The sequence below is a fragment of the Pseudomonas sediminis genome (genome assembly GCF_002741105.1).
GTDB lineage: Bacteria > Pseudomonadota > Gammaproteobacteria > Pseudomonadales > Pseudomonadaceae > Aquipseudomonas > Aquipseudomonas sediminis.
In genome coordinates, this window is sequence record NZ_NIQU01000007.1 from 38,994 (window position 1) to 54,213 (window position 15,220).

A 15,220-nucleotide genomic window follows, 5' to 3' on the forward strand; every position below is an offset into this window, starting at 1 on the left:
ATGGCAGTAAAATACCCCGCGTTCCGCAAGAAATTCCCGCTGCTGGTCACCGGCAGCCTCCTGGCCTTACAGCCCGCGTTCAGCCTACAGTCCTTTGCCGCCGAGCAATACGATTGCCAGGCATCGCCCACGGGCGGCTGGGCCTGCGCGCCGAAATCGGCGGCCAGCGCCCTGCCTCCGCGTCCAGTGCACAGCCGCGATGCTGTCAGCTCGGGTGGCACCACCAGCGAGGCGGTAGCCAAGCAGGATGCTGCCCCGGTGCTGGTCACCGAGAGCAAGGGCCGTGCCCTCACCTCGCGCAGCCCCGATTACAGTCACTTGGACTGGGTCCCGCGCGATAAGTTGACTGCCGCGCAGTTGGCCGAGGCTGGCCCTTACTGTGCAGGCGCCTATGTCGAGCCGCTGCGTCCGGGCATGGATGACACCACGCCGCTGGACGAGTCGCCGATGTTCGTTTCCGCCAAAGCCTCGCGCTTCGAGCAGGAAAAGCAGGTCGCTACCCTCGCCGGTGATGTCGTCCTGCGTCAGTCCGGCATGCAGGTCGAGGCCGACGAGGCCAGCCTGCACCAGACGGAAAACCGTGGCGAACTGGTCGGCAACGTACGCCTGCGCGACAAGGGCATGCTGGTGGTCGGCGACCGTGCCGAACTGCAGCTGGATAATGGTGAAGCCCGTATCGACAATGCCGAATACGTGATGCACCAGGCAAAGGTGCGCGGTAGCGCGCTCTACGCCAAGCGCGAAGAGACCGCAATCATCCGCCTCAAGGATGGCACCTACACCCGTTGCGAGCCGGGCGACAACGCTTGGCACCTGAAGGGCAACAACGTCACCTTGAACCCGGCGACCGGCTTCGGCACCGCCACCAACGTGACGCTGCGGGTCAAGGACATTCCGGTGTTCTACACCCCGTACATCTACTTCCCGATCGACGACCGTCGCCAGTCCGGCTTCCTGCCGCCGAGCATCGGCACGTCGAGCAGCAACGGTTTCTCGCTGCAAACGCCGTACTACTTCAACCTGGCGCCGAACTACGACGCCACGCTGTATCCGACCTACATGGCCAAACGCGGCCTGCTGATGGAAGGTGAGTTCCGCTACCTGACCGAGAGTAGCGAAGGCCAGGTCGGCGGCGCATGGCTGAACGACAGCGAAGACGAGCGCAAACTGCAGTCCGAGTACGAAGATCAGCGCTGGATGTACAGCTGGCAGCATAAGCAGGGCCTGAACTCGCGCCTGCTTGCCGAAGTCGACTACACCGATATCAGCGACCCGTACTACTTCCAGGATCTCGATACCGATCTGGGCATCGACAAGCAAACCTACGTAGACCAGCGCGGCACGCTGACCTATCGCGGTGACAGCTATACCGCACGCCTGAACGTGCATGCATACGAACTGGCTAACATCACCGATGTAACGCCATATGATCGCCTGCCGCAGATCACCCTGGATGGCAAACTGCCGTTCAATCCGGGTGGCCTGGACTTCACCTATGGCACCGAATACGTGCGCTTTGATCGCAACCTGCGCTCGGGCTTCTTCACTGACAAAGACGGGGTAACCGGCCGGCCGCAAGACCTCTGGTACGACGAACGTCTGACCGGACTGGACCGTGCAGATGGTGAACGTCTGCACCTGGAGCCAGGCGTTGCTCTGCCACTGAACTGGAACTGGGGTTTCATCAAGCCTCAAGTCAAGTACCTGCAGACGCAGTACCAGGTAAACCTCGACGGTCAAGGCAAGGCAGATCTGGCAACCAATGACCCCGAAAGCCAGTGGTTCGGTGTCGACTACAAGCGCTCGCCCAACCGTGGCGTGGGCCTGCTCAGCGTTGACAGCGGCCTGTATTTCGACCGCAACACCCAGCTGTTCGGCAAAGATTTCCGCCAGACCCTGGAACCGCGTGCTTTCTACCTCTATGTGCCGGAAGAAGACCAGACCGACATCCCGGTGTTCGATACGGGCGAGCCGACCTTCAGCTACGCCTCGCTGTGGCGTGAAAACCGCTTCAGTGGCAAGGATCGCATCGGTGACGAGAACAAGCTGTCGCTGGGCGTGACCAGCCGCTGGATCGAGCCGAACGGCTTCGAGCGCCAGCGCTTCAGCATCGGCCAGGCGTTCTACTTCGAAGACCGCAAGGTTCAACTGCCGGGTATCGACTACCGTACCCGCCAGGAAGCTACCGCCGATGTGTCGCCTTATGCGCTGGAGTACCTGTATCGCTTCAATCGCGACTGGCGTTTCTCGTCCACCTTCAACTGGGATCCGGACCAACACGCCACCCGCTCGGGCAGCGCGATGTTCCACTACCAGCCGGAAGCCAATCCGGGCAAGATCGTCAACTTCGGCTATCGCTATCGTAACGACACCGTGCGTTATGACCGTGACAGCGGTACCTGGACAACCAACCCGGACTACGGCACCCCAACAATTTCCGATGGCGCTGGCGGTACGATCGCGAACCCCAACTACATCAAGAACTACTACAAGATCGACCAGCATGACTTCTCCGTCATCTGGCCGCTGGCTCCGCAGTGGAGCCTGATCTCGCGCTGGCAGTACGACTATGGCCGCAACCGTACTCTCGAAGCCTTCGGTGGTTTCGAATACGACAGCTGCTGCTGGAAGCTGCGCCTGATCAACCGCTACTGGATCGATTACGACGAAGTCAGCCTCGACCCATCGCGCAACGACGAGCCGGACCGCGGCATCTTCCTGCAGATCGTCCTCAAGGGCCTCGGCGGCGTTGTTGGCAACAAGGTGGAAACTTTCCTCGACCAAGGCATTCAAGGTTACCGTGAACGTGAAGACCAAGCTTTCTGATCGCCTGCGCCCCCTGCTGTTGGGCGCAGCACTGCTGGCGGCAACGGCTCAGGCCCAGGTTCGCCCACTGGATCGCGTCGTGGCCATCGTCGACAACGACGTGGTCATGCAGAGCCAACTCGACGCTCGCCTGCGTGAAGTGCAGCAAACCATCGACAAGCGCGGCGGCGCCCTGCCTCCTGGCAACGTACTCAGCCAGCAGGTGCTTGAGCGCCTGATCATCGAGAACATCCAGCTGCAGATCGGCGACCGCTCCGGCATTCGCATCACCGACGAAGAACTGAACCAGGCCATGGGCACCATCGCTCAGCGCAATGGCATGAGCCTGGAGCAGTTCCGTGAAGCACTGGCACGCGACGGTCTGTCCTATGCCGATGCACGTGACCAGGTGCGTCGCGAGATGGTCATCAGCCGTGTGCGCCAGCGCCGCGTGGCCGAACGCATTCAGGTTACCGATCAGGAAGTGCAGAACTTCCTCGCTTCCGACCTGGGCAAGATGCAGCTGTCGGAAGAATTCCGCCTGGCCAACATCCTGATTCCGGTTTCCGAAGGTGCGTCCTCCAGCGAAATCCAGACGGCCGACCGTCTGGCGCAGGAGGTTTATCAGCAACTGCAGCAAGGCGCGGACTTCGCCCAACTGGCTGTTTCTCGCTCTGCCAGCGAGAACGCCCTGGAAGGCGGTGAAATGGGCTGGCGTAAAGCGGGTCAGCTGCCTCCGCCGTTCGACAACATGATCAGCCAACTGAACCCGGGCGAGGTTACCGAGCCGGTGCGTACGCCAGGCGGTTTCATCATCCTCAAGCTGATCGAGAAGCGCGGCGGCGACACCCAGGTGCGCGACGAAGTGCACGTGCGCCATATCCTGATCAAGCCCAGCGAGATTCGCAGCGAAGAAGAAACTCGTCGTCTGGTCGAGCGCCTGTATCAGCGTATCGTCGATGGTGAGGATTTCGCCGAGCTGGCGAAGAGCTTCTCCGAGGACCCGGGCTCCGCGCTCAACGGCGGCGATCTGAACTGGATCGACCCGAACGCCCTGGTGCCCGAATTCCGCGAGGTGATGAACAACACCCCCAGCGGCGAGCTGTCCAAGCCGTTCAAGAGCCCTTACGGCTGGCATGTGCTGGAAGTCATGGGCCGTCGCGCCACTGACAGCAGCGCGCAGTTCCGCGAGCAACAAGCCGTTAACGTGCTGCGCAACCGCAAGTACGATGAGGAACTGCAGGCCTGGCTGCGCCAGATCCGCGACGAAGCCTACGTCGAGACCAAGCTGTAACAGCATCATCGCGTACGAAAGCCCGGCCCTGTGCCGGGCTTTTTCGTTATTGGCCCGGCAGCGTAAACTGACGCCCCCGCGCCCACACAGAGAGCGACCATGACTGCGCAGCAATGCTTTGCCCTCACCCCAGGCGAGCCCGCCGGCATCGGCCCCGACCTCTGCCTGCTGCTGGCCCAACAGGCCCAGCCTGCGCCACTGGTCGCCATCGCCAGTCGCGAGCTACTGGCAGAGCGCGCGGAGCGATTAGGGCTGAGTATCGAATTGCTGATCGTTGACCCACAACGATTGCCAGGCAAACCGGCAGCAGCAGGCGCTCTTTATGTCTGGGACACGCCGCTGGCAGCTCCCGCAACCCCAGGCAAACTGACGCCCGCGAACTCCGCCTACGTGCTGGAAACCCTCACTCGCGCAGGCCAAGGCTGCCTGGACGGAACCTTCGCCGGCATGATCACCGCCCCCGTGCACAAAGGTGTGATCAACGAAGCTGGTATCGCTTTCTCCGGCCACACCGAGTTTCTCGCCGAGCTGACCCACACCGAGCAGGTGGTGATGATGCTGGCAACCCGCGGCTTACGTGTGGCGCTGGTCACCACCCATTTGCCCCTGAAGGACGTTGCAGCCGCTATCACAGCCGAGCGCCTGGAACGCGTCACGCGCATCCTGCATACAGATCTGCAAGGTAAATTCGGTATCGCCCAACCGCGCATTCTGGTCTGCGGGCTCAACCCCCACGCCGGCGAAGGCGGCCATCTGGGTCGCGAGGAAATCGAGATCATCGAGCCGACGCTGGAACGTCTGCGCACGGAAGGCATGAACCTGATCGGTCCGCTGCCGGCCGACACCCTGTTCACCCCCAAGTATCTCGAACAGGCCGATGCGGTATTGGCCATGTACCACGACCAGGGCCTGCCGGTGCTCAAGTTCAAGGGCTTCGGCGCCGCGCTGAACGTCACACTGGGCCTGCCGATCATCCGCACCTCGGTAGATCATGGCACCGCGCTGGACCTGGCCGGCACTGGCAAGGTCGACATCGGCAGCCTGCAGGTGGCGCTGGAGACCGCCTACCAGATGGCCGCCAGCGGCACGACATGAGCCGCTGAGGCCACGGCCCGCGCCCCCGACGCCATTCGCTGGTAGACTGTGCGACTTTCTTTTTTGCATCCAGCCTCGAGCAACACGACTCGGGGCGTTGCGCGGAGCCGTACATGTCCGAATATCAACACCGCGCGCGCAAGCGCTTCGGCCAGAACTTCCTGCATGATGCCGGGGTAATCGACCGTATCCTGCGCGCCATTCGCGCCAAGGAAGATGAACGCCTGCTGGAGATCGGCCCAGGCCAGGGCGCCATTACCGAGGGTTTGCTCGGTAGCGGCGCGCAGCTCGACGTGATCGAGCTCGACCTCGACCTGATCCCCATCCTGCAAAACAGGTTCGGCGACAATCCGCGCTTTCGCCTGAATCAGGGCGACGCACTGAAATTCGACTTCGCCCGCCTCGAGGCGCCACCGCGCAGCCTGCGCGTGGTCGGCAACCTGCCCTACAACATCTCCACGCCGCTGATTTTTCACCTGCTGGACAACGCACCGCTGATTCGCGACATGCACTTCATGCTGCAGAAGGAAGTGGTCGAGCGCATGGCCGCAGGCCCGGGCGGCGGCGACTGGGGCCGCCTGTCGATCATGGTGCAATACCAGTGCCGCGTGGAACATCTGTTCAACGTCGGCCCCGGCGCCTTCAACCCACCACCCAAGGTCGACTCGGCCATCGTGCGCCTGGTGCCGCACGAGACCTTGCCGCACCCTGCCAAGGACCACCGCCTGCTCGAGCGCGTCGTGCGCGAAGCCTTCAATCAGCGCCGCAAGACCCTGCGCAACACGCTCAAGCAGTTGATGCCAGCCGATGCCATCGAGGCCGCGGGGGTCGACGGCAGCCTGCGCCCCGAGCAACTGGATCTGGCCGCCTTCGTCCGCCTGGCCGACCAACTGGCTCTACAGCCCTCTGCTGCGCAGGACTAAACTGCAATCACGCCCAACGGATCATTCGCATGTCCGACCCTCGTTATCAGATCGACGTCAGCGTCACCACCCGCTACCTGGCAGCGCAGTCGCAGCCGGAGCAGAGCCGCTACGCGTTCTCCTACACCGTGACCATCGTCAATAACGGCGAGCTGCCCGCTCAGCTGTTGTCGCGCCACTGGATTATCACCGACGGCGACGGTCGCGTGCAGGAAGTGCGCGGCGCCGGTGTGATCGGCCAGCAACCGCATATCGAGCCCGGCGCCAGCCACACCTACAGCAGCGGAACGGTCATGACCACCCAGGTCGGCACCATGCAGGGCAGCTACCAGATGCTCGCCGAAGACGGCAAACGCTTCGATGCGACCATCACGCCGTTCCGTCTGGCTGTGCCAGGGGCCCTTCACTGATGGCGGTGTATGCCGTCGGCGACCTGCAGGGTTGCCTCAAACCGCTCCAGTGCCTGCTCGAGCAAGTGTCTTTCGATCCCGCGCATGACCAACTGTGGCTTGTGGGCGACCTGGTCAACCGCGGCCCGCAGTCGCTGGAAACCCTGCGTTTCCTCTACTCCATCCGCCAGGCGGTCACCTGCGTGCTGGGCAACCACGACCTGCACTTGCTGGCGGTGGCGCACAACATCGAGCGCCTGAAGAAGGGCGATACCCTGCGCGAGATTCTCGATGCGCCGGATCGCAACGACCTGCTCGACTGGCTGCGCATGCAGAAACTGGTGCACCACGACGCCGAGCGCAAGGTGACCCTGGTGCATGCCGGCATCCCGCCGCACTGGACACTGAGCAAGGCGCTGCGCCGTGCCGCTGAAGTCGAAGAGGCACTGCGTGACGATGCTCGTCTGCCGCTGTTTCTCGATGGCATGTACGGTAACGAGCCGGCCAAGTGGAACAAGGAACTGCACGGCGTGACCCGCCTGCGGGTGATCACCAACTATTTCACCCGCATGCGCTTCTGCAAGGCCGACGGCACCCTGGACCTCAAGAGCAAGGAAGGCGTCGGCAGCGCACCGTCCGGCTTCGCACCCTGGTTCAGCTACCCACAGCGCAAGATGCGCGGCGAGAAGATCATCTTCGGCCACTGGGCAGCACTGGAGGGCAACTGCCCGGAACCAGGCCTCTACGCGCTGGATACCGGCTGCGTCTGGGGCGGCGCGATGACCCTGCTCGATGTCGATAGCGGCGCACTTCACCGCTGCACCTGCCCCAAAGAATAAGCCCGCCACCCACCTGGTAAAGGTCCCCGAACATGAGCGAATTCAAGCGTATCTCCCCGCAACAGGCGCAAGAACTGCGCACCCAGGGCGCCGTCGTGGTCGACATTCGCGACCCACAGAGCTTCGCCAATGGTCATATCAGCGGCTCGCGCCACCTGGACAACCACTCGCTGCATGACTTCATCACTAAGGCCGACCTCGACGCGCCACTGATCGTTTCCTGCTACCACGGCAACTCCAGCCAGGGCGCCGCGGCCTACCTGGTCGGTCAGGGTTTTTCCGAGGTGTATAGCCTCGATGGTGGTTTCGAGTTGTGGCACGCCACTTACCCGAGCGAAACCACGCAAAGCAACGAAGAATAAATTTCTTCAGCCGGCAGGCCGCGCCCGCTCTGGCCTGCCGCCCTTTCCCGACGCACGGTAACATCCCGTTATCGTTGTCCCGCCCTTGACGCTCTGCAGAACGAACTATCCTGTTACTCAGGCCATCCCACTGAAGGTAGAGCCGGCAAACCGGCATCGGGCCATCGGTAACGACTTTTGGGTTTTGGGGGATTCTTCCCGACTTGTATCCGAGCCGGGGTTACCCAGCACCTGCACGCACGACCGATCCCGAGCCAGCTTTCAGCATCGAGCGAGGTGAAGTCATGAGCATTTTCAGTCACTTCCAACAACGTTTCGAGGCGACCCGCCAGGAGGAGTACTCGCTGCAGGAGTACCTCGAACTGTGCAAACAGGATCGCAGCGCCTACGCCACTGCGGCCGAACGCCTGCTGATGGCCATTGGTGAACCGGAGTTGCTGGACACCTCCAGCGACTCCCGGCTGTCACGCATCTTCTCCAACAAGGTCATCCGCCGCTATCCGGCCTTTGCCGACTTCCACGGTATGGAAGAGTGCATCGACCAGATCGTCTCCTACTTCCGCCATGCTGCTCAGGGCCTGGAAGAGAAGAAACAGATCCTTTATCTGCTCGGCCCGGTGGGTGGCGGCAAATCCTCGCTGGCCGAGAAACTCAAGCAACTGATGGAGAAGGTGCCCTTCTACGCCATCAAGGGCTCACCGGTGTTCGAATCGCCGCTGGGGCTGTTCAACGCCACCGAAGACGGTGCGATCCTCGAAGAGGACTACGGCATCCCGCGCCGGTATCTCAGCTCGATCATGTCGCCCTGGGCCACCAAACGCCTGCAGGAGTTCGGCGGCGACATCAGCCAGTTCCGCGTGGTCAAACTCTACCCCTCGATCCTCAATCAGATCGCCGTGGCCAAGACCGAGCCGGGCGACGAGAACAACCAGGACATCTCTGCCCTGGTCGGCAAGGTGGACATCCGCAAGCTGGAGGAATACCCGCAGAACGACGCCGATGCCTACAGCTACTCGGGCGCGCTGTGCCGGGCCAACCAGGGCCTGATGGAATTCGTCGAGATGTTCAAGGCGCCGATCAAGGTGCTGCACCCGCTGCTGACCGCCACCCAGGAAGGCAACTACAACAGCACCGAAGGCCTCGGCGCGATCCCCTACAGCGGCATCCTGCTGGCCCACTCCAACGAGTCCGAGTGGCACAGCTTCCGTAACAACAAGAACAACGAGGCCTTCATCGACCGTATCTACATCGTCAAGGTGCCCTACTGCCTGCGCGTGACTGACGAGATCAAGATCTACGACAAGCTGTTGATCAACAGCTCGCTGGCCAAGGCCCATTGCGCGCCGGACACCCTGAAGATGCTTGCCCAGTTCTCCACCCTGTCACGCCTGAAAGAGCCGGAGAACTCCAACATCTACTCGAAGATGCGCGTCTACGACGGCGAGAATCTCAAGGACACCGACCCGAAAGCTAAATCGATCCAGGAGTACCGTGACAGCGCCGGCGTCGACGAGGGCATGAACGGTCTGTCGACCCGCTTCGCCTTCAAGATTCTGTCCAAGGTGTTCAACTTCGACCCGCACGAAGTGGCCGCCAACCCGGTACACCTGCTCTACGTGCTGGAGCAGCAGATCGAGCAGGAACAGTTCCCTGCCGAAGTACGCGAGCGCTACCTGCGCTACATCAAGGAATACCTGGCACCGCGCTACATCGAGTTCATCGGCAAGGAAATCCAGACCGCTTACCTGGAGTCCTACAGCGAGTACGGGCAGAACATCTTCGACCGCTACGTGCTGTACGCCGACTTCTGGATTCAGGATCAGGAATACCGCGATCCGGAAACCGGCGAGATCCTCAACCGCGTCGCCCTCAACGAGGAGCTGGAGAAGATCGAGAAGCCGGCCGGCATCAGCAACCCGAAGGACTTCCGCAACGAGATCGTCAACTTCGTGCTGCGCGCCCGCGCCAACAACAATGGCAAGAACCCCACCTGGCTCAGCTACGAGAAACTGCGGGTGGTGATCGAGAAGAAGATGTTCTCCAACACCGAGGACCTGCTCCCGGTCATCAGCTTCAACGCCAAGGGCAGCAAGGAGGATCAGCAGAAGCACAACGACTTCGTCAAACGCATGGTCGAGCGCGGCTACACCGAGAAGCAGGTACGCCTGCTATCGGAGTGGTACCTGCGGGTTCGCAAGTCTCAGTAAGCCCTGTCCGGCGCGCGCCGCGTGCCGGGTCATTCGCTGCCCGCCTGTGGCTACGGGCGGGCTAGGGAGACGTCATGAGCTACGTGATCGACCGACGCCTCAACGGCAAAAACAAGAGCACGGTGAACCGCCAGCGCTTTTTGCGGCGTTACCGTGAACACATCAAGAAGGCGGTGGAGGAAGCCGTCAGCCGACGCTCCATCACTGACATGGAGCACGGCGAGCAGATCAGCATTCCCGGGCGCGATATCGATGAGCCGGTATTGCATCACGGGCGTGGCGGCAAACAGACCATCGTCCACCCCGGCAACAAGGAATTCACCACTGGCGAACGCATCCCGCGCCCTCAGGGTGGCGGCGGTGGCCGTGGCAGCGGCAAGGCGAGCAACTCCGGCGAAGGCATGGACGAGTTCGTGTTCCAGATCACCCAGGAGGAATTTCTCGACTTCATGTTCGAGGATCTGGAGCTGCCAAACCTGGTCAAGCGCCACCTCACCGGTGCGGAAACTTTCAAGACCGTACGCGCCGGCATCAGCAACGAAGGCAACCCCTCGCGTATCAACATCGTCCGCACCCTGCGCTCGGCTCATGCAAGACGTATCGCCCTGTCCGGCTCCAGTCGCGCCAAGCTGCGCGAAGCCAAGGCCGAACTGGAGCGACTGCGACGTGAAGAACCAGACAATTTCGGCGATATCCAGGCGATTCAGGAGGAGATCGAACGTCTCAGCGCGCGCATTCATCGCGTGCCTTTTCTCGACACCTTCGACCTCAAGTACAACCTGCTGACCAAACAGCCCAATCCCAGCTCCAAGGCAGTGATGTTCTGCCTGATGGACGTGTCCGGCTCGATGACGCAGGCCACCAAGGACGTGGCCAAGCGCTTCTTCATCCTCCTGTACCTGTTCCTCAAGCGGAACTACGACAAGATCGACGTGGTGTTCATCCGCCACCACACCAGTGCCAAGGAAGTGGACGAGGAGGAGTTCTTCTACTCCCGCGAGACCGGCGGCACCATCGTATCCAGCGCCCTGAAGCTGATGCAGGAAGTGATGGCCGAGCGCTACCCGATCAACGAGTGGAACATCTACGCCGCCCAAGCGTCGGACGGCGACAACTGGAACGACGATTCACCGGTGTGCAGGGATATATTGATCAACCAGATCATGCCGTTCGTGCAGTACTTCACCTACGTCGAGATCACCCCACGTGAGCACCAGGCGCTGTGGTTCGAGTACGAACAGGTGGCCGAGGCCTTCGCCGACAGCTTCGCCCAGCAGCAACTGGTGTCCGCCGCGGACATCTACCCGGTGTTCCGCGAACTGTTCCAGCGTCGCCTGGTGAGCTGAGGGCCAAGCCATGAATGCCAGCACGAGAAAGCGCGAACCAATCTCCACCGGCTCGGAATGGACCTTCGACCTGATCCGCCAGTACGACAAGGAGATCGCCCGCATCGCCGAACGCTATGCGCTGGATACCTACCCCAACCAGATCGAGGTGATCACCGCCGAGCAGATGATGGATGCCTATGCCTCGGTCGGCATGCCGCTGGGCTACCACCACTGGTCATACGGCAAGCATTTCCTTTCCACCGAGAAAGGCTACAAGCGCGGGCAGATGGGCCTGGCCTACGAGATCGTGATCAACTCCGACCCATGCATCGCCTACCTGATGGAGGAGAACACCATCTGCATGCAGGCGCTGGTGATCGCACACGCCTGCTACGGCCACAACAGCTTCTTCAAGGGCAATTATCTGTTCCGCACCTGGACCGACGCCAGCTCGATCATCGATTACCTGGTGTTCGCCAAGCAGTACATCATGCAGTGCGAAGAGCGTTACGGCATCGACGCGGTGGAAGAGCTGCTCGACTCCTGCCATGCCCTGATGAACTACGGCGTCGACCGCTACAAGCGCCCCTACCCTATCTCCGCCGAGGAGGAGCGCCGGCGCCAGAAGGAGCGCGAGGAACACCTGCAGAAGCAGATCAACGATCTGTGGCGCACCATCCCCAGAAGCGCCGACAAGGGCGGCGAGAAAGACAACAAGCGTTTCCCCGCCGAACCGCAGGAAAACATCCTCTACTTTCTGGAAAAGCACGCCCCTCTGCTGGAGCCCTGGCAGCGCGAAGTGATCCGCATCGTGCGCAAGATCGCCCAGTACTTCTACCCGCAACGCCAGACCCAGGTGATGAACGAAGGCTGGGCCACCTTCTGGCACTACACGCTAATGAACGACCTGTACGACGAGGGCCTGGTCACCGACGGCTTCATGATGGAGTTCCTGCAGTCGCACACCAGCGTGGTCTACCAGCCGCCGTTCGACAGCCCCTACTACAGCGGCATCAACCCCTACGCGCTGGGCTTCGCCATGTACCGCGACATCCGTCGTATCTGTGAGGAGCCCACCGAGGAGGACAAGCACTGGTTCCCCGACATCGCTGGCAGCGACTGGCTGACCACGCTCAAGTTCGCCATGAACAGCTTCAAGGATGAGAGTTTCATCCTGCAGTTTCTTTCGCCCAAGGTGATTCGCGACTTCAAGCTGTTCGGCATCCTCGACGACGACCAGAAGGACGAACTGCTGGTGCCAGCCATCCATGACGAACCGGGCTACCGCACCATCCGCGAGCTACTCGCTGCTCAGTACAACCTGGGCAACCGCGAGCCCAACGTACAGATCTGGAACATCGACCGCCGCGGCGACCGCTCGCTGACCCTGCGCCATCAGCAGCACGACCGCAAACCACTGGGCGACTCCACCGGCGAGGTGCTCAAGCACCTGCATCGGCTATGGGGCTTCGATATTCATCTGGAGGTCTGCCAGGGCGATCAGTTGATCACCACCCAGCATGTGCCACCACGCGGCAGCTCGGAGGGCGACAGCGAATACCCGCGGCTGGACCTGATCATTCCGCCGATTTGATCGGCAGCTGAAGCGCGCGCCCAGCTGCCGACCATGGACACACCTTGGCGCGATAAGCCTGTGCACACGACGCGCCCCATCTCGATCTTCGGTATCCTCTGCGCTCAGTGGAGGAACACACATGCAGATCTATACAGTCGGTGGCGCGGTACGTGATCGCCTGCTCGGCCGTCCCATCAGTGAAGTGGACTGGGTCGTGGTCGGCGCCAGCGCCGAACAGATGCTCGAACTCGGCTATCGCCCGGTGGGCGCCGATTTCCCGGTGTTCCTGCACCCGCAAACGGGCGAGGAATACGCCCTGGCCCGCACCGAGCGCAAGAGCGGGCGCGGCTATGGCGGCTTCACCTTCCACGCCAGCCCCGACGTCACCCTGGAACAGGACCTGATCCGCCGCGACCTGACCGTCAATGCCATGGCCGAAGACAATCACGGCAACCTGATCGACCCCTATGGCGGCCAGCAAGACCTCGAGGCCCGCGTCCTGCGCCACGTTTCCCCGGCATTCGCCGAAGATCCGCTGCGTGTCCTGCGCGTCGCCCGCTTCGCCGCGCGCTATGCGCCGCTTGGTTTCAGCGTGGCGCCGGAAACCATCGAGCTAATGCGCCAGCTAGCCGAGTCCGGCGAACTAAGCCACCTCACTGCCGAGCGCAGCTGGAAGGAAATATCCCGCGCATTGATGGAGCCGCGCCCGGATGTGTTCGTCCAGGTGCTGCGCGACTGCGGCGCACTGGCCGCCCTGCTGCCGGAAGTGGACGCCCTGTTCGGCGTACCGCAACCGCAAGCTCATCACCCGGAGATCGATACCGGCGCTCACGTGTTGAGCGTGTTACGTCGATGCGCGGAGCATGACCAGCCGCTGAATGTGCGCTGGGCCAGCCTGCTGCATGACGTGGGTAAAGGTCTGACGCCCGAGGACGAGTGGCCACGGCATATTGCCCATGAGCACAAGGGGCTGCCGCTGATCCAGGCGATCAATGAACGCTGCAAGGCACCCCGTGACTGCGCCGAGCTGGCACTGCTGGTCGGCGAGTACCACACCCACGGCCACCGCGCGTTGGAGCTGCGCCCGTCAACGTTGCTGGAGCTGCTACAACGCTTTGACGTGTTCCGCCGCCCACAACGTTTCGCTGAGTTCATCGCCGCCTGCGAGATGGATGCCCGCGGGCGCCTGGGTCTGGAGCAACGCGACTATCCACAGGCCGCTTACCTGCTGGGCGCCGCCGAGGCCGCACGGCAGGTACCTGTCAAACCGCTGCTGGAGAAGGGATTCAAGGGTGCAGAGCTCGGCGAGGCGCTCAATCGCGAGCGCCTGCAAGCGCTCAAGGCCTACAAAGAGCAGCACGCCTCGTAGGAGCGGCTGGGCGGCATTTCGTTTCAGCCGCGAAACTCCGCGGCCCGCCTTTTCGCGGATAAATCCGCTCCTACCGATCAACGCCAAACCGTAGCCCGGATGCAATCCGGGACATTCCCAGCGTCCGTTCTCCCGGATTGCATCCGGGCTACGAAGGGCGCGTCTGCAGCAACTCAGCCGGCGTCAGCTCGGCGCCACGCCACTGGAAAGCAGCAGGCCACAGCTGCTGATCGATCTGCGCCGAAGCCCACAACTGCGCGAACGAACGGCCGTCGACTGGGTGACACACGTCCGGCGCCAGCAAGGCCAAAGGCCAGAGCACGAAGGCGTTCTTGAGAATTTCCGCGCGCGGCAGGATCAGACCATTGAAATTGCCGACCTGCTCGCCATATAGCAGCACGTCGATGTCCAGCGGCAAACCCTTGCGGTCCGGTGCGTAGCGGCCATTGTCGGCTTCGATGAATTTCAGCCGGCGGTCCAGCTCCAGCAGCGGCAGTTCCGTCTCGCCGACCACCACCAGATTGAAGAAGTTACCGCTCTTGATGCCCACCGCATGGCTCTCGAATACCGGCGAGCAGCGCATGTCGCTGAGCAGCCCCGCCAACGCGTCGAGGCCCGCAACCAGGTGAGCCTCGCGCTCGATATTGCTGCCGAGGCCGAGAAAGACGCGTGTCAGATGCATCCGCGCTCGATCTCCACGCCTACGCCGCCGCGTGCGGCTGGCACCGCGCCGGGCTTGGTCAGCTTCAGACGCATCCAGGGAATGTTGAACTCGTCCATCAGGGTCTGCACCAGACGTTCAGCGAAAGTCTCGACCAAGATGAACTGCGACTCGGCCGCGAAGGCCTGAATGCGCGTGGAGACGCTGGCGTAGTCGAGCGCCAGGTTGAGGTCGTCGCCGGCCGCTGCTGGGCGGTTGTCCCAGCCCATCTGCAGGTCCAGACGCAGGCACTGGCGAATGTCGCGCTCCCAATCGTAGGCGCCGATCACCGTGTCGACCTCCAGCCCCTCGATAAATACTCTGTCCACCGCA

The 15,220-nt window shown here is 62.2% G+C and carries 13 protein-coding genes; 11 read left to right on the top strand and 2 right to left on the bottom strand.

Going from position 1 to position 15,220, the window contains the following annotated elements:
• The 11 genes from CDO35_RS16790 to CDO35_RS16840 all read left to right on the top strand — a co-directional run bounded on the left by CDO35_RS16790 (window position 1) and on the right by CDO35_RS16840 (window position 14,187).
• Window positions 1-2,826: an LPS-assembly protein LptD gene (locus CDO35_RS16790; protein WP_099525829.1), complete on the top strand. Its 2,826-nt coding sequence runs from the start codon at window positions 1-3 to the stop codon at window positions 2,824-2,826.
• On the top strand, window positions 2,807-4,099 hold the full coding sequence (locus CDO35_RS16795) for a peptidylprolyl isomerase (RefSeq protein WP_099526051.1): 1,293 nt from the start codon (window positions 2,807-2,809) through the stop codon (window positions 4,097-4,099). The genes CDO35_RS16790 and CDO35_RS16795 overlap by 20 nt, the downstream gene beginning before the upstream one ends.
• Window positions 4,100-4,198: 99 nt before the next feature.
• On the top strand, window positions 4,199-5,194 hold the full coding sequence (pdxA, locus tag CDO35_RS16800) for a 4-hydroxythreonine-4-phosphate dehydrogenase PdxA (protein ID WP_099525830.1): 996 nt from the start codon (window positions 4,199-4,201) through the stop codon (window positions 5,192-5,194).
• A 113-nt stretch (window positions 5,195-5,307) separates the two neighbouring features.
• The gene (gene rsmA, locus CDO35_RS16805) at window positions 5,308-6,117 is read left to right on the top strand and encodes a 16S rRNA (adenine(1518)-N(6)/adenine(1519)-N(6))-dimethyltransferase RsmA (RefSeq protein ID WP_099525831.1); all 810 of its coding nucleotides are present in this window, start codon (window positions 5,308-5,310) and stop codon (window positions 6,115-6,117) included.
• A 29-nt stretch (window positions 6,118-6,146) separates the two neighbouring features.
• On the top strand, window positions 6,147-6,527 hold the full coding sequence (apaG, locus tag CDO35_RS16810) for a Co2+/Mg2+ efflux protein ApaG (RefSeq protein WP_099525832.1): 381 nt from the start codon (window positions 6,147-6,149) through the stop codon (window positions 6,525-6,527).
• Window positions 6,527-7,345 carry a symmetrical bis(5'-nucleosyl)-tetraphosphatase gene (locus tag CDO35_RS16815; RefSeq protein ID WP_099525833.1) on the top strand — a complete coding sequence of 273 codons (819 nt, stop codon included), beginning with the start codon at window positions 6,527-6,529 and terminating at the stop codon, window positions 7,343-7,345. Before apaG ends, CDO35_RS16815 begins: the two co-directional genes overlap by 1 nt.
• A gap of 32 nt (window positions 7,346-7,377) precedes the next feature.
• Window positions 7,378-7,707: a thiosulfate sulfurtransferase GlpE gene (gene glpE / locus CDO35_RS16820; protein WP_099525834.1), complete on the top strand. Its 330-nt coding sequence runs from the start codon at window positions 7,378-7,380 to the stop codon at window positions 7,705-7,707.
• A 284-nt stretch (window positions 7,708-7,991) separates the two neighbouring features.
• Window positions 7,992-9,914, top strand: coding sequence for a PrkA family serine protein kinase (locus CDO35_RS16825; RefSeq protein WP_099525835.1), 1,923 nt, complete (start codon window positions 7,992-7,994; stop codon window positions 9,912-9,914).
• 74 nt (window positions 9,915-9,988) lie between these two features.
• Window positions 9,989-11,260, top strand: a complete 1,272-nt coding sequence (locus CDO35_RS16830) for a YeaH/YhbH family protein (protein ID WP_021488764.1) — start codon at window positions 9,989-9,991, stop codon at window positions 11,258-11,260.
• A 10-nt stretch (window positions 11,261-11,270) separates the two neighbouring features.
• A complete protein-coding gene (locus CDO35_RS16835; RefSeq protein WP_099525836.1) occupies window positions 11,271-12,836 on the top strand; it encodes a SpoVR family protein in 1,566 nt (521 codons plus the stop codon).
• Window positions 12,837-12,957: 121 nt separating this feature from the next.
• A complete protein-coding gene (locus tag CDO35_RS16840; RefSeq protein ID WP_099525837.1) occupies window positions 12,958-14,187 on the top strand; it encodes a multifunctional CCA addition/repair protein in 1,230 nt (409 codons plus the stop codon).
• A 148-nt stretch (window positions 14,188-14,335) separates the two neighbouring features.
• Here the strand turns inward: CDO35_RS16840 and folK are convergent, their stop codons facing one another.
• The gene (gene folK, locus CDO35_RS16845) at window positions 14,336-14,869 is read right to left on the bottom strand and encodes a 2-amino-4-hydroxy-6-hydroxymethyldihydropteridine diphosphokinase (RefSeq protein WP_099525838.1); all 534 of its coding nucleotides are present in this window, start codon (window positions 14,867-14,869) and stop codon (window positions 14,336-14,338) included.
• Entirely contained in the window at window positions 14,860-15,216 is a 357-nt protein-coding gene (gene folB / locus CDO35_RS16850; protein WP_099525839.1) for a dihydroneopterin aldolase, read from the bottom strand. Before folB ends, folK begins: the two co-directional genes overlap by 10 nt.
• Between the last annotated feature and the right edge of the window lie 4 nt (window positions 15,217-15,220).

Bases quoted from the DNA above. Each gene is read 5' to 3' on its own strand.
- CDO35_RS16790 (WP_099525829.1), top strand. From the start codon at position 1: ATGGCAGTAAAATACCCCGCGTTCCGCAAGAAATTCCCGCTGCTGGTC.
- pdxA (WP_099525830.1), top strand. From the start codon at position 4,199: ATGACTGCGCAGCAATGCTTTGCCCTCACCCCAGGCGAGCCCGCCGGC.
- rsmA (WP_099525831.1), top strand. From the start codon at position 5,308: ATGTCCGAATATCAACACCGCGCGCGCAAGCGCTTCGGCCAGAACTTC.
- apaG (WP_099525832.1), top strand. From the start codon at position 6,147: ATGTCCGACCCTCGTTATCAGATCGACGTCAGCGTCACCACCCGCTAC.
- CDO35_RS16815 (WP_099525833.1), top strand. From the start codon at position 6,527: ATGGCGGTGTATGCCGTCGGCGACCTGCAGGGTTGCCTCAAACCGCTC.
- glpE (WP_099525834.1), top strand. From the start codon at position 7,378: ATGAGCGAATTCAAGCGTATCTCCCCGCAACAGGCGCAAGAACTGCGC.
- CDO35_RS16825 (WP_099525835.1), top strand. From the start codon at position 7,992: ATGAGCATTTTCAGTCACTTCCAACAACGTTTCGAGGCGACCCGCCAG.
- CDO35_RS16830 (WP_021488764.1), top strand. From the start codon at position 9,989: ATGAGCTACGTGATCGACCGACGCCTCAACGGCAAAAACAAGAGCACG.
- CDO35_RS16835 (WP_099525836.1), top strand. From the start codon at position 11,271: ATGAATGCCAGCACGAGAAAGCGCGAACCAATCTCCACCGGCTCGGAA.
- CDO35_RS16840 (WP_099525837.1), top strand. From the start codon at position 12,958: ATGCAGATCTATACAGTCGGTGGCGCGGTACGTGATCGCCTGCTCGGC.
- folK (WP_099525838.1), bottom strand. From the start codon at position 14,869: ATGCATCTGACACGCGTCTTTCTCGGCCTCGGCAGCAATATCGAGCGC.